This window comes from Pseudomonas sp. FIP_A4 (assembly GCF_036701605.1).
GTDB classification, from domain to species: domain Bacteria; phylum Pseudomonadota; class Gammaproteobacteria; order Pseudomonadales; family Pseudomonadaceae; genus Stutzerimonas; species Stutzerimonas phenolilytica.
In genome coordinates this window covers 1-19,935 of record NZ_JAYDXP010000103.1, presented here as the reverse complement: position 1 = coordinate 19,935, position 19,935 = coordinate 1, and the positions used below count along the sequence as shown (strand labels likewise).

Here is a 19,935-nt window from a genome sequence, read left to right as displayed (position 1 = left end):
CCATGCTCAACGCCGAAACGCCGCGCCTGAAGTTCGCGCTCTACGGAGCGCATTCCAGTCTGGGCAGTGCCGTGCTCTGCGAACTGCTGAGCCGGCAGCATGAAGCCGTGGCCCTGCTCAACGACTGCAACTCGATCACCGCGCGTCCCGGGCTGCGCACCAAGCCCGGCGACCTGTTCGACGTCGCCAGCGTGGCGCGCAGTGTCGCCGGCATGGATGGCGTGATCTGCCTGTTCGACAGCCCGTCGGTGCCCAGCGCCCCGGATGCCGCCATCGTCGGCCAACCGCAGGACCTCTACCAAGCGGTGTACACGCTGCTCAACGGCATGACCGAGGCCGGTGTCGAGCGCCTGCTACTGGTGGCCGATTTCGCCGCGCATGCCGAGGAATCGGAACTGGACGCCGCGCTGAAGCTGATCGCCTCGCACCCGCTGAAATGGACGCTGGTGGACGCCGGCACGGCGGGCGAGGAGCTGTCCATCGATGACCTGAGCGACATCGCCGGACTGCCGCGCAACGATCCGCGCGTGCAGCTGCGCCGCATCGCTGCCGGCATGCTCGACGAGCTGGAGCGTCCGCAGCATCTGCACCAGCGGATTCAGTTCCGTCTCTGAGCGCCCTCAGCCGGCGAGTTGGCGGCGCAGTTCGGCGAGCACCGGCGCGGTTTCGGGACGCACGCCGCGCCACAGCTCGAACGCCGCCGCGGCCTGTTCCACCAGCATGCCGAGGCCGTCACGCACCCGGGCGCCGCGCGCGCTCGCCCACTGGCAGAACGCCGTCGGCGCGGCCGCGTACATCATGTCGTAGCAGAAGGTCCGGCCGGGAACGATCAGCGCGTCGGCCAGGGGCGGCACGTCACCGCCCAGGCTGGCCGAAGTGCCGTTGATGATCAGGTCGACCGGGGCCGGCACGTCGGCGAAGCTGCAGGCGGAGATCGGCCCGAGTTCGGCGAATTCGGCCGCCAGCTGTTCGGCCTTGGCCGGCGTGCGGTTGGCGATCAGCAAGGCGGCGGGGCGCTGTGCCAGCAGCGGTTCGAGCACGCCACGCACGGCACCGCCGGCGCCAAGCAGCAGCACGCGCCGGCCGGCCAGCTCGACGCCGGCGTTGCGCAAATCGTTGACCAGGCCGACGCCATCGGTGTTGTCGCCGAGCAGGCGCCCGTCGGCGAGCTTCTTCAAGGTATTGACCGCACCGGCGCGGCGGGCGCGCTCGGTCAGCTGGTCGGCGAGGCGATAGGCCTGTTCCTTGAACGGCACGGTGACGTTGGCACCCTGACCGCTCTCGAAGAACGCCCGGGCGAACGCCGGGAATTCCTCCAGCGGCGCCAGCAGCGGGTCGTAGCGCAGCGCCTGGCCGGTCTGCGCGGCGAACAGCGCATGGATCTGCGGCGACTTGCTGTGGCCGATAGGATTGCCGAAGACGCCGTAGCGGTCCATCCAGAATTCCTTCTACATCAACGAGTTATTTTTACGGGCACTAGGCGCAGGGTTGTACTCAGGAGCACTCTGCCAGCCAATCGCGGTCCTTGAGGAAGTATTCGGTCAGCCGCGCTTCGGCCGAGCCGGCTTGCGGCTGCTTGTCATACCCCCAGCTCACCCGCGGCGGCAGTGACATCAGGATCGATTCGGTGCGCCCGCCCGATTGCAGACCGAACAGCGTGCCGCGGTCATAGACCAGGTTGTATTCGACATAGCGGCCGCGGCGCAGGGCCTGGAATTCACGCTGGCGCTCGCCATAGGGCGTGTCCTTGCGCCTGCGGACAATCGGCAGGTAGGCCTCCAGATAGGCATCGCCGACCGCGCGCAGGAAGGCGAAACAGGTATCGAAGTCCCACTGGTTGAGATCGTCGAAGAACAGACCGCCGACCCCGCGCGGTTCGTTGCGGTGCTTGATGTGGAAATAGCGGTCGCACCATTCCTTGTAGCGCGGATAGACGTCGGCGCCGAACGGTGCACAGGCATCGCGCGCGACCCGGTGCCAGTGCACGCAGTCTTCCTCGACGCCGTAGTAGGGCGTGAGGTCGAACCCGCCGCCGAACCACCAGACTGGCTCCTCGCCTTCCTTCTCGGCGATGAAGAAGCGCACGTTGGCATGCGAGGTCGGCACGTGGGGGTTCTCCGGGTGGATCACCAGCGATACACCGAGCGCCTGGAAGCCGCGCCCGGCCAGCTCCGGCCGATGCGCGCTGGCCGAGGGTGGCAGACCGGTGCCGAACACGTGGGAGAAGTTGACCCCACCCTTCTCGATCAGCGCGCCGTTCTCGATCACACGGGTGCGACCGCCGCCCCCGCCGGGCCGAGTCCAGGCATCCTCGATGAAGCGCGCGCGGCCATCTTCGGCCTCCAGGGCGGCGCAGATGCGGTCCTGCAACGAGAGCAGGTAGGCTTTGACGGCTTCGGTTCGAACGTTCACGAATCACCTTGCGAATGACGGCACCGCGCGCGAGCGGAGCCGGGCGCAGGGGTGTCGGGGCGTGGATCGGGCCGGCAAGCATAGCATCCGCTCGATTGACTAAAGCAGGCTCGGCAGGTTGGATAGGTCTCTTTGATCCCCAGCAGGAGCCTGAGATGTCGCAGCGCATTCAATTCCGCCAGCACGGTGGCCCCGAGGTTCTCGAACTGGTCGACGCGCCGGTGGCCGAGCCGGGGCCGGGCGAAGTTCGCGTACGCAATCACGCCATCGGCCTGAACTTCATCGACACCTATTTCCGCAGCGGCCTCTACGCACCGCCGAGCCTGCCCTCGGGGCTGGGCAACGAAGGTGCCGGGGTGGTCGAGGCAGTGGGCAAGGGCGTCACTGCCTTTCAGCCCGGCGACCACGTTGCCTATGGCACCGGACCACTGGGGGCTTACGCCGAGCATCACGTGCTGCCGGCGGGGAATCTGGTGAAGCTGCCGGACTCGATCAGCTTCGAAGAGGCTGCCGCGGCGATGCTCAAGGGCCTGACCTGCCAGTACCTGCTGCGCCAGACCCACCCGCTGCAGGCCAGCGATACCGTGCTGTTCCACGCCGCGGCCGGTGGCGTCGGCTCGATCGCCTGTCAGTGGGCCAAGGCGCTGGGCGTGCGGCTGATCGGGGTGGTCGGCTCGGCCGAGAAGGCCGAACGTGCGCGGGCGCTGGGCGCCTGGGCGACCATCGACCGCAGCCGGGAAGACGTCGTCCAGCGCGTGCTGGAGCTGACCGACGGACGCAAATGCCCAGTGGTCTACGACTCGGTGGGCAAGGACACCTGGGAAATCTCGCTGGACTGCGTCGCCCCGCGCGGATTGCTGGTCAGCTTCGGCAACGCCTCCGGCGCCGTCACCGGGGTGAACCTCGGCGTGCTGGCGCAGAAGGGCTCGCTGTTCGTCACCCGGCCGACGGTCGCCGGTTATGCCGACTCGCCCGAACGCCTGCAGGCGATGGCCGATGAGCTGTTCGCGATGATCGAAAGCGGCCGGATCCACATCGAGATCGGCCAGCGCTATCCGTTGCGCGACGCCGCCGAAGCCCAACGCCGCCTGGCCGCACGGGAAACCACCGGCTCGACGATCCTGCTGCCGTAACGGCGCACCGCGCGGGCGCCTCAAGTCGGAGGCGCAATGACCGGCCGCTAGCTCGCGCGGATCACCTCGCCGCTGCGCACGTCGCGGATCGTGCTCGGATTGCGTCGCCCGCCCAGCGGACCGTTGAGGACGGCGTCCAGCTGGCCGGGGAAGTACTGCTCGACCCGCAGCCGCGAACGCGCGGCCGGGCGACCGGCAGGGTTGGCCGAGGTCGATACCAGCGGCCCGGTCAACGCGCAGAGTCTGGCCACCAGCGGATGATTGCTGACCCGTAGCGCCACGCTGTCATGCTGACCGGTGATCCATTCCGGCAGCCGTTCACGGTGCGGCACCAACCAGGTGTTCGGCCCCGGCCAGGTGCCGACGAGGCGATCGAGCCAGCGTTCGGGCAGATCATCGAGGAGGAAGTCGAACTGGTCGATGTGCGCGGCGACCAGGATCAGGCCTTTCTCCATCGGGCGCATCTTCAGCTCCAGCAGCCGCTGGACGGCGTCCGCAGCCCACGGGTCGCAACCCAGCCCCCAGACGGCCTCGGTCGGATAGGCAATCACGCCACCGGCCCGCACTACCCGGGCGACCTGTTGTATACGCCAACTGCCGATCATGGCGACCTCCACGCAAAAGACCGCGGCAGTGTACCCAAGCTCACGGGAAAATCACCTGACGCTCAAGGTTGGCGCGCGCACCAGAGACCATTCTCGTTGGCGACCAGGCCGTCCAGCTCGAGGTCGGTGAGCTGGGCCAGCAGCTGCGCCAGCGGCAGCTGTGCCTCTGCCGCCAGGGCTTCGCTGGTCATCGGCGCGGCAAGCAGTGCGGCAAGCAGCGGATGCGAAGCCGGCGCGGCTGCCGACAGGTCGGCCGGTGCCAGCTGCCGCCAGCCACGCAGGCCTTCGAGCACGTCCTCGACGCTTTCCACCAGCGTCGCACCCTGGCGGATCAGCTGGTGGCAACCGCGCGCGCCCGGATGATGGATCGAGCCCGGTATCGCGTAGACCTCGCGCCCCTGCTCGGCCGCCAGGCGGGCGGTAATCAGCGAGCCGCTCGACGGGCTCGCCTCGACCACCAGCACGCCGAGCGCCAGGCCGCTGATGATCCTGTTGCGCCGCGGGAAGTTGCCGGCCTGCGGCGGGCAATCCAGCGGCAGCTCGGACACCAGCGCGCCACCGCCCTCGACGATGGCTTCAGCCAGGCACAGATGGCGCTGCGGATAGAGCCGCTGCAGGCCGGTGCCGAGTACGGCGACGGTCCTGCCGCCCGCATCCAGCGCACCCTGATGCGCGGCACCGTCGATGCCCAGTGCCAGTCCGCTGGTTATCACGAAGCCGCCACCGGCGAGGCTGCGCGCGAACGCTCGGGCATTGTCCAGCCCCGGCCGCGACGCGCGGCGGCTGCCAACCATCGCCAGTTGCGGCTGCTCGAGCAGCGTGGGATCACCGGCGACGAACAGCAGTGGCGGCGCGTCGGCCAGTTCGCCGAGCAGCGCCGGGTAGTTCGGGTCGTCCCAGCACAGCAGATGATGGCCCGGCTGCTCGAGCCAAGCCAGCGCGGCACTGGCTCGCTCGCGAACGGCATCGCTACGCCGCGCTTCGGCACAGCCGGCCGGCAACCCCAGCGAACGCCAGGCACTGGCCGGCGCACTCAGCGCCGAAGCGGCATTGGCGAAGGCTCCAAGCAGGCGCTGCCAGCGCCGCGGCCCCAGCTCGGGCAGCAGATGCAGGCGTAGGCGGGCATCGAGTTCGGCAGGCGAGAGGGACGGCATGGGCGAGCACTCCTTGCTCAGCACACCGCATCCGTGCGGTGTTTTTTGACGGTGGATAGAACAAGCCCCGCATCGGCGGGGCTTGTGGTTCAGGGGTTGCGGATCTTGTCGCGCACCGCCAGCGAGCGGGTGGCCTGCAGCACCAGGCCGTAGCTGAGCTTCTCGTAGGTGCGAAAGACCATCAGCAGGCCGGAGCGCTCGTCGGGAATCTTCACGTTCTCGCCGGTCACCCGGTCGCGCACGGTTTCGCCAGTCTTGTACACGGCCAGCACGTTACCGTCCTGCAGGCCATCACGGCGACCCTTGTTCAGCGTCACCACGTCGAACTGGCCGATCTGGGTCACGCCGCGCGGCACGTCGATGATCAGTCCATCGATTTCGCTGGCCGGCGCACTGGGCATGAAGGTGGAATTCACCGAACGCTCTTCGCTGGCGAACAACCGGTCGCCGAGGCGTACTTCCTGGCTGGTGCGGCTGAGCTGCAGAGTGGCGATGTCGCCTTCGCGCTCGACGATTTCCGCCGTGCCGACGTCGTCGGCGTTGATGCCGAGGAACTCGCCGCTGTCCGGATCGACGTAGCTCTTGCCCTGACGGAAGATGCCGTATACCGGGATGTCCTCGGCGAACGCGCCACGCCCGTAGACGCGGTCACCGGCGCCGCTGACCACGCGCTCGGCATTGCCGGCGACGATGTACGGCGCGCCCTTGAACTGTTCTTCGCTGTCGACGATGCGGTTACTCAGCAGGAAGCTGTTGATCGCCTCCAGCGGAATGGTTGGGATGGCGTCGGCCATCGGTGTGGTGCGCACCGTTGGCGAAAGCTTGATGGTGCCGCGCGAGGCGCCGCGGTTGAGCACCAGCCGCGGCTGGCCGTCGATGTAGACCAGGCTCAGGCTGTCGCCGGGATAGATCAGATGCGGGTTCTCGATCTGCGGGTTGGCGTGCCAGAGTTCCGGCCATTTCCAGGGTTCCTTGAGGAAGCGCCCGGAGATGCCCCACAGGGTGTCGCCTTTCACCACGGTATAGCGCTGCGGATGGTCGTCCTTCAGCTGCACCGCGGCCTGGGCGATACCGCCCACCGCCACCAGCAGCAGGGCGAGTAGTGATTTCCTCATGTGGTGAATCCCTTTATGATGTGCCTTCGCCTGAAGCGCCCTAGCGCCGCGGAACCCTTGTGGAATGCGGCGTGAAGCCGGTTTCCGAGCTGCCGGGCATCTTAGCAGCGGCTTTTGACTTTATTCCATAAGTGCATCACAAACGCATATGGCCATTCTGAACATCCTTGAGTTTCCCGATCCGCGCCTGCGCACCATCGCCAAACCGGTGGATGTGGTCGATGACGGCATCCGTCAGTTGATCGACGACATGTTCGAAACCATGTACGAGGCACCGGGAATTGGCCTGGCCGCAACGCAGGTCAACGTGCACAAGCGCGTGGTGGTGATGGACCTGTCCGAGGACAAGAGCGAACCGCGGGTATTCATCAATCCCGAATTCGAAGCGCTGACCGAGCAGATGGACCAGTATCAGGAAGGCTGCCTGTCGGTGCCGGGCTTCTACGAGAACGTCGATCGCCCACAGAAGGTCAAGGTCAAGGCGCTGGACCGCGACGGCCAGCCCTACGAGATCATCGCCGAGGGCCTGCTCGCGGTGTGCATCCAGCACGAATGCGATCACCTCAACGGCAAGCTGTTCGTCGATTACCTGTCCAGCCTCAAGCGCGACCGGATCAAGAAGAAGCTGGAAAAACTGCACCGCCAGCAGGCTTGATCACCGTTCCCCCGAAAGGCTTGCTGCGGCAGGCCTTTTTTCTTAGCGAGCCCCCCCCATGACCCAGTCCATGCGCATCGTTTTTGCCGGTACCCCGGAGTTCGCCGCCCAGCATCTGCAGGCACTGCTCGATGCGGGCCGCACCATCGTCGCCGTCTACACCCAGCCGGACCGCCCCGCCGGGCGCGGGCAGAAGCTGGCGCCGAGCCCGGTCAAGCAGCTCGCCGTGCAGCACGGCATCCCGGTGTATCAACCGCAGAGCCTGCGCGATCCGGCGGCGCAGGCCGAGCTGGCAGCGCTGCAGGCCGATCTGATGGTGGTGGTCGCCTACGGCCTGATCCTGCCGCAGGCGGTTCTCGATCTGCCGCGCCTGGGCTGCATCAACAGCCACGCCTCGCTGCTGCCCCGCTGGCGCGGCGCGGCGCCGATCCAGCGTGCGATCGAAGCCGGCGATGATGCATCCGGCGTGACGGTGATGCAGATGGAAGCGGGGCTGGATACCGGACCGATGTTGCTCAAGGTCAGCACACCGATCACGGCCGAAGACACTGGCGGCACGCTGCACGACCGCCTCGCCGCACTCGGCTCGCAGGCCGTGGTGCGGGCAGTCGACGCACTGGCTGTCGGCACACTGCAACCCGAGCCCCAGGACGATGCCCTCGCCACCTATGCGCACAAGCTGAGCAAGGACGAGGCGCGCATCGACTGGCGCCGTCCGGCGGTCGAGCTGGAACGGCTGGTCCGCGCCTTTAATCCGTGGCCGATCTGCCACACCACGCTTGGCAGCGATGCGCTGAAAATCCACGCCGCGCGCGTCGGCGCCGGGCAGGGCGAGCCGGGGCACATCCTCGAGGCGAGCAGGCACGGGCTGACCGTCGCCTGCGGCGAGGGCGCGCTGAGCCTGACCCGCCTGCAGCTACCCGGCGGCAAGCCGCTGGACTTCGCCGACCTGTACAACAGCCGCCGCGAGCAGTTCGCCGCCGGCCAGGTCCTCGGCCAATGAATCCGCGCCTGGCGGCGGCCCGTGCGCTGAGCGTCGTGCTGTCGGGCAAGGCCTCGCTGGGCAGCAGCCTGCCCGAGGTGCTCGGCAAGGTCGATGCGCGCGATCGCGGCCTGACCCAGGAGCTGGCCTTCGGCACTGCACGCTGGCAACCGCGGCTGGCCGGGCTGGCGGCCAAGCTGCTGCAGAAACCGTTCAAGGCCGCCGATCACGACGTCGAGGCGCTGCTGCTGGTGGGCCTCTACCAGTTGCTGCACACCCGCATCCCCGCGCACGCCGCCATCGGCGAGACGGTCGGCTGCGTCGACAAGCTGAAGAAGCCCTGGGCCAAGGGTCTGCTCAATGCCGTGCTGCGTCGCGCCCAGCGCGAGGGCGAGGCGCTGCTGGCCGAGCTCGAGCACGACCCGGTGATCCGCGTCGCCCATCCGCGCTGGTTGCAGAAGGCGCTCAAGGCGCATTGGCCGGATCAGTGGGAAGCGGTCTGCGCCGCCAATAATGCGCATCCGCCGATGATGCTGCGGGTCAACCGTCGCCAGGGCAGCCGCGAGCAGTATCTCGCCGAGCTGCAGGCCGCCGGCATCGAAGCCTTCGCCTGCGATTTCAGCGAAGACGGTATCCGCCTGGCCAGCCCCTGCGACGTGCAGCAGCTGCCCGGCTTCGCCGACGGCCGCGTCAGCGTACAGGACGAAGCCGCGCAGCTGGCCGCCGGGCTGCTCGATCTCGGCCCCGGCCAACGCGTGCTGGACGCCTGCTGCGCGCCGGGCGGCAAGACCTGCCACCTGCTCGAACGCGAGCCGCAACTGGCCGAGGTGGTCGCCCTGGATCTGGAACCCAAGCGGCTGGCCCGGGTACAGGAAAACCTCGACCGCTTGCAGCTCAGCGCCCGCCTGCTGGCCGCCGACGCCCGCGCCATCGACCAATGGTGGGACGGAAGGCCGTTTCAGCGCATCCTGCTCGACGCGCCCTGTTCGGCGACCGGGGTGATCCGCCGGCATCCGGACATCAAGCTGACCCGGCAGGCCGAGGACATTCCACCGCTCGCCGCGCTGCAAGGCGAGCTGCTCGACGCCTTGTGGCCGACGCTGGAGGTCGGCGGCGTGCTGCTTTATGCGACCTGCTCGGTGCTGCCGACCGAGAATCGCGAGGTGATCGCCGCCTTCCTCGCCCGCACGCCGGGCGCACGCGAGCTGGACCTGCCCGCCGGCTTCGGCGTGACGCAGCCGCACGGGCGCCAGCTGCTGCCGCAGATCGACGGTCACGACGGTTTCTACTACGCAAAGCTGATCAAGATCGCCGCGCAGCCACGTGGCGTATCCGGCGCTAACGCCGGTTCGGGAGTCCAGTCTTGAAGATCATCATCCTCGGCGCCGGCCAGGTCGGCGGCACCCTCGCCGAACATCTCGCCGGCGAAGCGAACGACATCACCGTGGTCGACACCGATGGCGACCGCCTGCGCGACCTCGGCGATCGCCTGGACATCCGCACCGTGCAAGGGCGCGCCTCGTTCCCCACCGTGCTGCGTCAGGCTGGCGCCGACGATGCCGACATGCTGGTGGCGGTGACCAACAGCGACGAGACCAATATGGTTGCCTGCCAGGTCGCCTACACGCTATTTCACACCCCAACCAAGATCGCCCGGGTGCGCGAACCGGCCTATCTGGTACGTAGCGGCCTGTTCAACAACGAGGCGATTCCCGTCGACGTACTGATCAGCCCCGAGCAGGTGGTCACCAACTACATCAAGCGGCTGATCGAACACCCCGGCTCGCTGCAGGTGATCGATTTCGCCGGCGGCAAGGCGCAGCTGGTAGCGGTGCGCGCCTACTACGGCGGCCCGCTGGTGGGTCAGGAGCTGCGCCAGATCCGCCGCCACATGCCCAACGTCGATACGCGGGTGGCGGCGATTTTCCGCCGCAACCACGCGATCCTGCCGCAAGGCGACACAGTGATCGAAGCCGACGATGAGGTGTTCTTCATCGCTGCCAAGGGCCATATCCGCGCGGTGATGAGCGAAATGCGCCGTCTGGACGAGAACTACAAGCGCATCGTCATCGCCGGCGGCGGGCACATCGGCGAACGGCTGGCCGAGGCCATCGAAAGCCGCTATCAGGTGAAGATCATCGAGATGAACCCGGCGCGCTGCCGTTATCTGTCGGACGCGCTCGACAGCACGGTGATCCTGCAGGGCAGCGCTTCGGATCGCGATCTGCTGGTGGAAGAAAACATCAACGATGCCGACGTATTCCTCGCGCTGACCAACGACGACGAGGCCAACATCATGTCCTCGCTGCTGGCCAAGCGCCTCGGCGCGCGCAAGGTGATGTGCATCATCAACAACCCGGCCTACGTCGACCTGGTGCAGGGCGGCGATATCGACATCGCCATCAGTCCGCAGCTGGCGACCATCGGCACGCTGCTCACCCATGTGCGGCGCGGCGACATCGTCAGCGCGCATTCGCTGCGCCGCGGAGCGGCCGAGGCCATCGAAGTGGTCGCCCACGGCGATGCGCGCTCGAGCAAGGTGATCGGCCGCATGATCAGCCAGATCGCCCTGCCGCCCGGCGCCACCATCGGCGCGGTGATCCGCGACGAAGAAGTCCTGATCGCCCACGGCGACACGGTGATCGCTTCCGGCGACCATGTGATCCTGTTCCTCGTCGACAAGAAACACATCCGCGACGTGGAACGGCTGTTCCAGGCCGGCCTGACGTTCTTCTAGACGGCCGTCGCCGGCGCACCCGCGTGAAGGCGGTGCGCCGCCTCAGACCAATGGCGTATGCTGCCGGCCTTGCCCGGCAGAGGCCGTGCACTACAGTGTGAAAAGCACCGCGCACTCTGCGCTAAGGGTCTGATGATGCTCGAATCCCTGGAAAAGATGCTCTCGCAAGGCATGGACAATCCGATGCTGCGCTTCGGCCTCGGCAAGGGCTATCTGGATGCGGGACAGCCGGGCCGGGCGGCCGAGCATCTGCGCCGCTGCGTGGAACTCGATCCTAAGTATTCGGCGGCCTGGAAGCTGCTCGGCAAGGCACTGCAGGCCGCCGACGATCTCGCCGGAGCGCGTCAGGCCTGGCAGCAGGGCATCGCCGCCGCCGTTGCGCGGGGCGACAAGCAGGCGGAAAAGGAAATGACGCTGTTCCTGCGCCGCCTCGACAAGCTCACGCCTGACTGAGCGCGCGCGTCAGTCGTCCTGCAGAAAGCGCAGGCCGGCGCCCTCAGCATCCACTCGCATCACTTCCAGCCGCAGCACCGGCGCCGGGATCGGCAGATCCTGCACCTGGCCGGTCACCACGCTGCCAGGCGCCAGCGCCGCCAACTCGGGATGCCTGATGTAGACGCCGCCATCCGACAGATCGCGGGTGTGCGCGAAGACATCGCCGAAGGCGGGATGGCTGATACGAATCCGGCATTTCATGCTGGTGCGCGGGTACTGGCGTTGGTTGCTCATGCTTGCTCGTCCTTGTTGTCGTTATCGTCTGGCCCGCTCAGTACCAGCGTTTCTCCCCCGGTGGGCGCTTCTTGAAGCGCTTCATCGTCCACATGTACTGGCTCGGATAAGCGCGCACGTATTTCTCGATCGTCGCGCTCATGGCCGCCACGGCGGTTTCCACATCCTCGCTGTACATACCTTCGGGCGCCGCTTCGAGGATCACCTTGAAGCCGGAACCATCCTCCAGGCGCAGTGCGTGCAGGAACACGCCGACCGCCTTGCCGCCGGCGAGCATGCCGGGCACGAACTTGCTGGTCAGCGCCTGGATGGCGAAGAACGGCACGAACAGGCCGCTGCCTTCGCTCGGCTCGGGATCGGCCGGGATGCCCACCGAGCCGCCGCGGCGGACTTCCTTGATCACGCTGAGAATGCCTTCGCGGGTCGACGGCGCGACACGGTTGCCCAGCTGCACGCGCTGCTCCTGCAGCAGATCGTCCACCGCTTTGAGCTTCGGCGGACGGTAGAAGATGATCGGCTTGCACTGCGCGCAGTAGAAGTGATTCAGCACCTCCCAGTTGCCCAAGTGGCTGGTGATGCCGACCACGCCCTTGCCGGACGCCAGCGCCTGTTCCAGCACGTCGAGGCCTTCGACCTGCTTGATCAGACCGAGGGTCTTGTGCGCCGGCCAGATCCAGGCGCAGGCACTTTCGGTAAAGGTCTTGCCGATATCGCGCAGGGTGCGGCCGAGCAGGGCGTCCAGCTGCCCGGCGTCGAGTTCGGGAAAGCACCTGTGCAGGTTGGTCCGTGCGACCTCACGCGAGCGATTGGGCAGTTTCCACATCAGCCAGCCGATTGCCGAGCCGAGCCCCTGCACCGCCGGCCAGGGCAGCATCGCCACCAGGCGCAGCGCGCCGACCACCAGGGCACCTTTGAGTTTTTCCACGCCGCACTCCGGTAGCAAAAACGCGAGTTTACCTGCTTGCGCCGGACAGGGTGGAGCGGCGGCGTTCCACCGCCACGCGATCGCTAAACGTCATCCGCACGCCACGTGCCGAGCGGGATCGGTCCAGCCAGTGCGGCATGCCGCTCGCAGTCGATCAGATGGTCCATGACCATGCCGCAGGCCTGCATGTAGGCGTAGCAGATGGTCGGACCGACGAAGCTGAAACCGGCCTTCTTCAGCGCCTTGCTCATGGCCTCGGCTTCGGCGGAGACCGCCGGCACCTGATCGATGCGCGCGAAGCGGTTGATCTTCGGCGCACCACCGACGAATGACCAGACGAAGCCGGCCGGATCGTCCAGCCGCAACCAGGCGCAGGCGTTGCCACGCGCGGCTTCGAGCTTACGGCGGTTGCGAATGATGCCCGGGTCCTGCATGCGCTCGTCGATCTCGGCGTCGCTCATGATCGCCAGACGCTCGGCATCGAAACCGAACAGCACCTGCCGGTAGCGCTCGCGCTTGCGCAATACGGTGATCCAGGAGAGCCCGGCCTGGAAGGCTTCGAGCAAGAGGAATTCGAACAACACCTGTGGGTCGCGCGTCGGCACGCCCCATTCGTGATCGTGGTAGGCGATGTACAGCGGGTCGCTGCCGCACCAGTTGCAACGTGGCATAGCCATCCTCGCGCCGGCGTGCCGTGCCCGGAAACCGTCGCAAGCGCAGGGGCGCGGGAGGTATACTCCGAGGCTTTCTGTCGAAGCCCAGCACAGGTGAAATTTTGAGCCAGACTACGCCTGCCGTGCGCACCTTCCAAGACCTGATCCTCGCCCTGCAGAGCTACTGGGCCGAGCAGGGTTGCGTGGTTCTGCAGCCCTACGACATGGAAATGGGCGCCGGTACCTTCCACACCGCCACCTTCCTGCGCGCCATCGGTCCGGAGACCTGGAACGCCGCCTATGTGCAGCCTTCGCGCCGCCCGGCCGACGGCCGCTACGGCGAGAACCCCAACCGCCTGCAGCACTACTACCAGTTCCAGGTGGTGTTGAAGCCCAACCCGGACAACATCCAGGACCTGTACCTGGAGTCGCTGCGCCGCATCGGTGTCGACACCTCGGTGCACGACGTGCGCTTCGTCGAGGACAACTGGGAATCGCCGACGCTCGGCGCCTGGGGCCTGGGCTGGGAAGTCTGGCTCAACGGCATGGAAGTCACCCAGTTCACCTACTTCCAGCAGGTCGGCGGCGTCGAGTGCTACCCGGTCACCGGTGAAATCACCTATGGCCTGGAGCGCCTGGCCATGTACCTGCAGGGTGTCGACTCGGTCTACGACCTGATCTGGGCCGACGGTCCGTTCGGCACCGTGACCTATGGCGATGTGTTCCACCAGAACGAGGTGGAGCAGTCGACCTACAACTTCGAGCACGCCAATGTGCCGAAGCTGTTCGAACTCTTCGATTTCTACGAGAGCGAAGCCAACCGGCTGATGGCCGCCGAGCTGCCGCTGCCGGCCTACGAGATGGTGGTCAAGGCCTCGCACACCTTCAACCTGCTCGATGCCCGTCGCGCCATTTCGGTCACCGCGCGCCAGCAGTACATCCTGCGCGTGCGCAGCCTGGCCCGTTCGATCGCCCAGAGCTACCTGCTGGCCCGCGCCAAACTCGGCTTCCCCATGGCCACCCCCGAACTGCGTGACGAAGTGCTGGCCAAGCTGGAGGCTCAAGAATGAGTGCATTGGATTTTCTGGTCGAACTGGGTACCGAAGAGCTGCCGCCCAAGGCGCTCAAAAGCCTGGGCGAGGCTTTTCTCGCCGGCATCGAGAAGGGCCTGAAGGACGCTGGCCTCGGCTATGCCGCAGCACGCTTCTTCGCCGCGCCGCGGCGCCTGGCGGTCGTGGTCGAGCAGCTGGCGACCCAGCAGCCCGATCGCAGCGTCAACCTCGACGGCCCGCCGATCCAGGCCGCCTTCAATGCCGAGGGTGAGCCGACCCAGGCCGCCCTGGGCTTCGCCCGCAAGTGCGGCGTGGACCTGGCGGAGATCGACCGCAGCGGGCCGAAGCTCAAGTTCAGCCGCACCATCGAGGGCCAGCCGGCCGCGCAGCTGCTGCCGGGAATCGTCGAGACCTCGCTCGCCGAATTGCCGATTCCCAAGCGCATGCGCTGGGCCGCGCGCAAGGAGGAGTTCGTGCGTCCGACCCAGTGGCTGGTGATGCTGTTCGGTGAGCAGGTGCTCGACTGCGAGATCCTCGCCCAGCGCGCCGGTCGCGAATCGCGCGGCCACCGCTTCCACAGCCCGGGACAGGTGCATATCTCCAAGCCCGCGAGCTATCTGGAAGATCTGCGCGGTGCGCATGTGATCGCCGACTTCGCCGAGCGCCGCGAGCTGATCGCCAAGCGCGTCGAGCAGCTGGCCGCCGAACAGCAGGGCACAGCCATCGTGCCGCCGGCGCTGCTGGATGAAGTGACCGCGCTGGTGGAGTGGCCGGTGCCGCTGGTCTGCTCGTTCGAGGAACGCTTCCTCGACGTGCCGCAGGAGGCGCTGATCTCCACCATGCAGGACAACCAGAAGTACTTCTGCCTGCTGGATGCCGACGGCAAGCTGCTGCCGCGCTTCATCACCGTGGCCAACATCGAATCGAAAGACCCGGCGCAGATCGTTGCCGGTAACGAGAAGGTGGTGCGCCCGCGCCTGACCGACGCCGAGTTCTTCTTCAAGCAGGACAAGAAGCAGCCGCTGGAGCGCTTCAACGAGCGCCTGAAGAACGTGGTGTTCCAGGCCCAGCTCGGCAGCGTGTACGACAAGGCCGAGCGCGTCTCGCGCCTGGCCGGACTGATCGCCGAGCGCACCGGCGGCGACAAGGCACGTGCCATGCGTGCCGGCCTGCTGTGCAAGGCCGACCTGGCCACCGAGATGGTTGGCGAGTTCCCCGAGATGCAGGGCATCGCCGGCTACTACTACGCGCTGCACGAGGGCGAGCCGCAGGACGTGGCGCTGGCGCTCAACGAGCAGTACATGCCGCGCGGCGCCGGCGCCGAGCTGCCAGGCACCCTGACCGGTGCCGCGGTGGCGGTGGCCGACAAGCTCGACACCCTGGTCGGCATCTTCGGCATCGGCATGCTGCCGACCGGCTCCAAGGACCCCTACGCGCTGCGGCGCGCGGCGCTGGGCGTGCTGCGCATCCTCATCGAGAAGCAGCTGGACCTCGATCTGGTGGAAGCGGTGAACTTCGCCATCGGCCAGTTCGGCGACCGGGTCAAGCAGCAGGGCCTGGCCGATCAGGTGCTGGAATTCATCTTCGACCGCCTGCGCGCGCGCTACGAGGACGAGGGCGTCGACACCGCCGCCTACCTCTCGGTACGTGCGGTGCAGCCGGGTTCGGCGCTGGACTTCGACCAGCGCGTGCAGGCCGTGCAGGCCTTCCGTCGGCTGCCAGAAGCCGAGGCGCTGGCAGCCGCCAACAAGCGCGTGTCCAACCTGCTGAGCAAGTTCGAGGCGAAGCTGCCGGAAGCGGTCGAACCGCGCTGGTTCGACAATGCCACCGAGTTCTCGCTGTATTCGGCGATCCAGCAGGCCGAGCAGGCCGTGCAGCCGCTGGCCGCCGCGCGCCAGTATCGCGAGGCGCTGGAGCGCCTGGCGCACCTGCGCGGCCCGGTGGATGCCTTCTTCGAGGCGGTGCTGGTCAATGCCGAGGACGCCTCGGTGCGCGCCAACCGTTATGCCTTGCTGGCCCGGCTGAGAGGACTGTTCCTTGGTGTCGCCGATATTTCCGCACTTGGCTAGGCCCGTGAAGCTGATCGTGCTGGACCGCGACGGGGTGATCAACGAGGACTCCGACGAGTACGTCAAGTCGGTGGCGGAATGGATTCCGATTCCCGGCTCGCTGCAAGCCATCGCCCGGCTGTGCAAGGCCGGTTGGACGGTGGCGGTGGCCACCAACCAGTCCGGCGTGGCGCGCGGCAAGTTCGATGCAAGCACCCTCAGCGACATGCATTTCAAGATGCAGCAGCTGGTGATGGAGCAGGGCGGTCGCATCGAGCTGATCGTGCATTGCCCACATGGCCCCGACGACGGCTGCGACTGCCGCAAACCGAAACCGGGAATGTATCGCAGCATTGCCGAGCATTTCGGTCTCGCGGACCTGAAAGGCGTGCCGGTGGTGGGCGACAGTCATCGCGATCTGCATGCCGGCATGCTGCTGGGCGGCGTCCCCTACCTGGTCAGGACCGGCAAGGGCCTGCGCACCCTGGAAGGCACGCTGCCGCCGGGTACCCAGGTCTTCGATGACCTGGCCGCCGTTGTCGATCATCTGCTCGAGAATCCTCGATGAGCCTGTTGCCCCTGCGCATCGCGCTGTTCTACTTCCTGCTGGCGTTCACCGCCTTCGCCTGGTGCCTGGTCAGTCTGGTCTGCGCACCGTTCATGACGTTCCGCCCGCGCTACCGCTTCGTGGTACAGAACTGGTGCCGCTGCGCCGTCTGGCTGGCAAAAACGTTGGTCGGCCTGCGCTATGAGGTGCATGGCACGGAGAACATCCCGACGCGCCCCTGCGTGATCCTGGCCAAGCACCAGAGCACTTGGGAAACCTTCTTTCTTTCTGCCTATTTCGAGCCGCTGACCCAGGTGCTCAAGCGCGAGCTGCTGCGTGTGCCGTTCTTCGGCTGGGCGATCATGCTGCTCAAGCCGATCGCCATCGATCGCGACAACCCCAAGGCGGCGCTGCGCCAGGTCGCCAAGCAGGGTCACGAACGCCTGGAGCAGGGTGCCTGGGTGCTGATCTTCCCGGAGGGCACCCGCGTACCGGTCGGCCAGCCGGCCAAGTTCTCCCGCAGCGGCGCCTCGCTGGCAGTCAATGCCGGTCTGCCGGTCCTGCCGATCGCGCATAACGCCGGGATGTTCTGGCCCAAGGCCGGCTGGGGCAAGCGCCCCGGCACCATCCAGGTGGTCATCGGCCCGGCCATGTACGCCGAGAGCGAAGGGCCGCGTGCGGTCGCCGAACTCAACCAGCGTGCCGAAGACTGGGTCAACGCGCAGGTCAGCCAGCTCGAAACGCAGGGTCGTCCAACCCCCTGATCACGTCGGGGCCGGCAGGGACGCCCGCCCATCCTAGCGAGTCCCTATGCAGCAAATACCCAACCATCAGCTGGTCGCCGAATGGCTGCGCCTGCTGGACGGCTATCCCGCCGAAGCTGCCGCCGCGTTGCAGGCGGTGTCGGCCGAGAAGAGTCAGGAACTGGCCGAGCACTTCTATTCGCAGATGCTCGCCGATCCCCATTCGGCCAGTTTTCTCAGCCATGAACAGGTCAAGACCCGTCTCGGCCAGTCCATGCAGAAATGGATCGTCACGGTCTGTTCTTCGACGGCCCACAGCGACCTCGACGCGGTAGTCGACCTGCAGCGCAAGGTCGGCGATATCCACGCGCGCATCGAGATACCGGTCAGCCTGGTGCTGCGCGGTTCCAGGCTGCTCAAGGGGCGCCTGCGCCAGCTGCTGGAACAGCGTGAACTCGACGAGCCGGTCAGGCGCAAGGCCGCGCGCATGGGCGCCGATCTGATCGATCTGGCGGTGGAGATCATCTGCTTCGCCTATTCACAGTCCCACGACCGCAATTCGCGGGCGGAAGAAGCCTATCGGCTGTTTTCGGTTTCGCAGAACATCGGCGTCGAGAAGGAGCGACAGCGCGCCGCACTGCTCGATTGGGAAAATCAGCTGATGTTCGATCTGGCCATCGGCAACCTCACCGGTGCACTGCCGCAGCTGGCCGGTTCCGAATTCGGCCTGTGGTTTCGCCACAAGGCATCCCATGCCTTCCAGGGTTCGCCGGAAAGCACAAGCATCCTCGACTACATCGCGCAGATCGATGAAGAGCTCCAGTCCATCGCCACGCTGGAAGATGCCGCCGGACGCCTGAGCAAGCTGCACCAGATCCGCGAGCAGACGCGCTCGATCAAGTTCCTGCTCGACAGCCTGTTCGAGCAGGCCAACGACCTGGAGGCAGGCCGTGACGTGCTGACGCGGCTGCTCAACCGCAAGTTCCTGCCAGTGGTGATGGCCAAGGAGGTGCTCTACGCGCGCCAGTCGAGTAACACCTTCGGTGTGCTGGCGATCGACGTCGATCACTTCAAGCGCATCAACGACACGCATGGCCACGATGCCGGCGACCAGATCCTGCAGCAGGTTGGCGCGCTGCTGGCGAGCAACACTCGCGGCGGCGACTATGCGTTCCGCCTGGGCGGCGAGGAATTCCTGCTGGTGCTGGTGGACATCGATGCCAACAAGGCACTGGCGGCGGCGGAGAAGCTGCGCGAGCGCATCGCCCGCGAGCACTTCCGTCTGTCCAGCGGCGACGTGCTGCAGGTGACGGTCAGCATCGGCATGGCCGTCCATGACGGTCATCCGGACTATGAACGCCTGCTGCAACAGGCCGATCAGGCGCTTTATCAGGCCAAGCACGGAGGGCGCGATCGCTGCGTGCTGCACGCTGGCTGAAAGCAGACTCCCGTAAGAACAAAAGGGGAGCAACCTCGCGGTTGCTCCCCTTCTTTTCGCGCTTCGATCAGGCCGGCGCGGAGCTGCGGATCAGGTGATCGAAGGCGCTCAGCGAGGCCTTGGCGCCTTCGCCAACGGCGATCACGATCTGCTTGTACGGCACCGTGGTCACGTCGCCGGCGGCGAACACGCCGGGGATGCTGGTCTGGCCCTTGGCGTCGACGATGATCTCGCCGAAACGGCTCAGCTCCAGGGTGCCCTTGAGCCAATCGCTGTTGGGCAGCAGGCCGATCTGCACGAAGATGCCTTCCAGCTCGATGCTGTGCATTTCTTCGCCGGCGCGGTCCTTGTAGACCAGGCCGGTAACCTTCTGGCCGTCGCCCTTGACCTCGGTGGTCTGCGCCATCTTCAGCACGGTGACGTTGGGCAGGCTGAACAGCTTGCGCTGCAGCACGGCGTCGGCACGCAGTTCCTCACCGAACTCGAGCAGGGTCACGTGAGCGACGATGCCGGCCAGGTCGATGGCCGCTTCCACGCCCGAGTTGCCGCCGCCAATCACCGCCACGCGCTTGCCCTTGAACAGCGGGCCGTCGCAGTGCGGGCAGTAGGCGACGCCACGGCCGCGGTATTCCTGCTCGCCCGGCACCTTCATTTCGCGCCAGCGCGCGCCGGTGGCAAGGATCAGGGTCTTGGCCTTGAGCTCGCCGCCGTTCTCGAACCGGACGCGGTGCAGGCCGTCGTCGCCGGCCGGGATCAGCTGGCTGGCGCGCTGCAGGTTCATGATGTCGACGTCGTACTCGCGCACGTGCTCTTCCAGCGCGCGGGCCAGTTTCGGGCCTTCGGTTTCCTTCACCGAGATGAAGTTTTCGATGGCCATGGTGTCCAGCACCTGACCGCCGAAGCGCTCGGCCGCGACGCCGGTGCGGATGCCCTTGCGCGCCGCGTAAATGGCCGCTGCGGCGCCAGCCGGGCCACCGCCGACCACCAGCACGTCGAAGGCATCCTTG

At 66.8% G+C, this 19,935-nt stretch carries 21 protein-coding genes; 12 read left to right on the top strand and 9 right to left on the bottom strand.

Features of this window, described 5'->3' with window-relative positions:
• The first annotated feature begins 2 nt into the window (after positions 1-2).
• Positions 3-614, top strand: coding sequence for an NAD(P)-dependent oxidoreductase (locus tag U8L64_RS01740; RefSeq protein WP_138300748.1), 612 nt, complete (start codon positions 3-5; stop codon positions 612-614).
• Between the two features lie 6 nt (positions 615-620).
• Here the strand turns inward: U8L64_RS01740 and aroE are convergent, their stop codons facing one another.
• Both aroE and hemF read right to left on the bottom strand, forming a co-directional pair.
• Entirely contained in the window at positions 621-1,436 is an 816-nt protein-coding gene (gene aroE / locus U8L64_RS01735; RefSeq protein ID WP_138300747.1) for a shikimate dehydrogenase, read from the bottom strand.
• A gap of 58 nt (positions 1,437-1,494) precedes the next feature.
• Complete coding sequence (gene hemF / locus U8L64_RS01730; RefSeq protein ID WP_054094220.1) at positions 1,495-2,412, bottom strand: oxygen-dependent coproporphyrinogen oxidase; 918 nt, start codon at positions 2,410-2,412, stop codon at positions 1,495-1,497.
• Positions 2,413-2,567: 155 nt separating this feature from the next.
• On the opposite strand from hemF, the gene U8L64_RS01725 reads away from it, so the two are divergent.
• Positions 2,568-3,545, top strand: coding sequence for a quinone oxidoreductase family protein (locus U8L64_RS01725; RefSeq protein WP_333393476.1), 978 nt, complete (start codon positions 2,568-2,570; stop codon positions 3,543-3,545).
• Positions 3,546-3,592: 47 nt separating this feature from the next.
• On the opposite strand, the gene U8L64_RS01720 is transcribed toward U8L64_RS01725, so the two are convergent.
• From U8L64_RS01720 to U8L64_RS01710, 3 genes are all read right to left on the bottom strand, one after another.
• Positions 3,593-4,150, bottom strand: a complete 558-nt coding sequence (locus tag U8L64_RS01720) for an L-threonylcarbamoyladenylate synthase (RefSeq protein ID WP_043294901.1) — start codon at positions 4,148-4,150, stop codon at positions 3,593-3,595.
• A 62-nt stretch (positions 4,151-4,212) separates the two neighbouring features.
• Complete coding sequence (gene dprA, locus U8L64_RS01715) at positions 4,213-5,304, bottom strand: DNA-processing protein DprA (protein WP_138300745.1); 1,092 nt, start codon at positions 5,302-5,304, stop codon at positions 4,213-4,215.
• Between the two features lie 89 nt (positions 5,305-5,393).
• Positions 5,394-6,419, bottom strand: a complete 1,026-nt coding sequence (locus U8L64_RS01710; protein ID WP_043294903.1) for a LysM peptidoglycan-binding domain-containing protein — start codon at positions 6,417-6,419, stop codon at positions 5,394-5,396.
• 148 nt (positions 6,420-6,567) lie between these two features.
• Here U8L64_RS01710 and def point away from each other — a divergent pair, with 148 nt between their 5' ends.
• The 5 genes from def (at position 6,568) to U8L64_RS01685 (ending at position 11,246) form a co-directional block, all read left to right on the top strand.
• Positions 6,568-7,074, top strand: coding sequence for a peptide deformylase (def, locus tag U8L64_RS01705; protein ID WP_054094224.1), 507 nt, complete (start codon positions 6,568-6,570; stop codon positions 7,072-7,074).
• A gap of 58 nt (positions 7,075-7,132) precedes the next feature.
• Positions 7,133-8,077 carry a methionyl-tRNA formyltransferase gene (fmt, locus tag U8L64_RS01700; protein WP_333393471.1) on the top strand — a complete coding sequence of 315 codons (945 nt, stop codon included), beginning with the start codon at positions 7,133-7,135 and terminating at the stop codon, positions 8,075-8,077.
• The gene (gene rsmB, locus U8L64_RS01695) at positions 8,074-9,423 is read left to right on the top strand and encodes a 16S rRNA (cytosine(967)-C(5))-methyltransferase RsmB (RefSeq protein WP_333393469.1); all 1,350 of its coding nucleotides are present in this window, start codon (positions 8,074-8,076) and stop codon (positions 9,421-9,423) included. Before fmt ends, rsmB begins: the two co-directional genes overlap by 4 nt.
• Positions 9,420-10,793 (top strand): Trk system potassium transporter TrkA, encoded by a 1,374-nt coding sequence (trkA, locus tag U8L64_RS01690; protein WP_043294906.1) that lies wholly within the window; start codon positions 9,420-9,422, stop codon positions 10,791-10,793. Before rsmB ends, trkA begins: the two co-directional genes overlap by 4 nt.
• Positions 10,794-10,925: 132 nt before the next feature.
• Positions 10,926-11,246, top strand: coding sequence for a tetratricopeptide repeat protein (locus U8L64_RS01685; RefSeq protein WP_333393465.1), 321 nt, complete (start codon positions 10,926-10,928; stop codon positions 11,244-11,246).
• A gap of 9 nt (positions 11,247-11,255) precedes the next feature.
• Here the strand turns inward: U8L64_RS01685 and U8L64_RS01680 are convergent, their stop codons facing one another.
• From U8L64_RS01680 to U8L64_RS01670, 3 genes are all read right to left on the bottom strand, one after another.
• Positions 11,256-11,522, bottom strand: coding sequence for a PilZ domain-containing protein (locus U8L64_RS01680; protein WP_043294907.1), 267 nt, complete (start codon positions 11,520-11,522; stop codon positions 11,256-11,258).
• A 37-nt stretch (positions 11,523-11,559) separates the two neighbouring features.
• A complete protein-coding gene (locus tag U8L64_RS01675; RefSeq protein ID WP_156715840.1) occupies positions 11,560-12,447 on the bottom strand; it encodes a lysophospholipid acyltransferase in 888 nt (295 codons plus the stop codon).
• Positions 12,448-12,530: 83 nt separating this feature from the next.
• Complete coding sequence (locus U8L64_RS01670) at positions 12,531-13,118, bottom strand: DNA-3-methyladenine glycosylase I (RefSeq protein ID WP_043294909.1); 588 nt, start codon at positions 13,116-13,118, stop codon at positions 12,531-12,533.
• A 104-nt stretch (positions 13,119-13,222) separates the two neighbouring features.
• Between U8L64_RS01670 and glyQ the strand changes: the two genes are divergently transcribed.
• The 5 genes from glyQ to U8L64_RS01645 are packed head-to-tail and all read left to right on the top strand — an operon-like array spanning position 13,223 to position 18,928.
• Complete coding sequence (gene glyQ / locus U8L64_RS01665) at positions 13,223-14,170, top strand: glycine--tRNA ligase subunit alpha (protein ID WP_043294910.1); 948 nt, start codon at positions 13,223-13,225, stop codon at positions 14,168-14,170.
• The gene (gene glyS / locus U8L64_RS01660; protein ID WP_333393456.1) at positions 14,167-16,221 is read left to right on the top strand and encodes a glycine--tRNA ligase subunit beta; all 2,055 of its coding nucleotides are present in this window, start codon (positions 14,167-14,169) and stop codon (positions 16,219-16,221) included. Before glyQ ends, glyS begins: the two co-directional genes overlap by 4 nt.
• A 4-nt stretch (positions 16,222-16,225) precedes the next feature.
• The gene (gmhB, locus tag U8L64_RS01655; protein ID WP_008569088.1) at positions 16,226-16,768 is read left to right on the top strand and encodes a D-glycero-beta-D-manno-heptose 1,7-bisphosphate 7-phosphatase; all 543 of its coding nucleotides are present in this window, start codon (positions 16,226-16,228) and stop codon (positions 16,766-16,768) included.
• Positions 16,765-17,511: a lysophospholipid acyltransferase family protein gene (locus U8L64_RS01650; RefSeq protein ID WP_054094228.1), complete on the top strand. Its 747-nt coding sequence runs from the start codon at positions 16,765-16,767 to the stop codon at positions 17,509-17,511. Before gmhB ends, U8L64_RS01650 begins: the two co-directional genes overlap by 4 nt.
• 46 nt (positions 17,512-17,557) lie before the next feature.
• Positions 17,558-18,928, top strand: a complete 1,371-nt coding sequence (locus tag U8L64_RS01645; protein ID WP_333393449.1) for a GGDEF domain-containing protein — start codon at positions 17,558-17,560, stop codon at positions 18,926-18,928.
• Between the two features lie 67 nt (positions 18,929-18,995).
• On the opposite strand, the gene ahpF is transcribed toward U8L64_RS01645, so the two are convergent.
• Positions 18,996-19,935, bottom strand: a 940-nt coding sequence (gene ahpF / locus U8L64_RS01640; protein ID WP_333393447.1) for an alkyl hydroperoxide reductase subunit F, incomplete at its 5' end; no start/stop codon positions are given.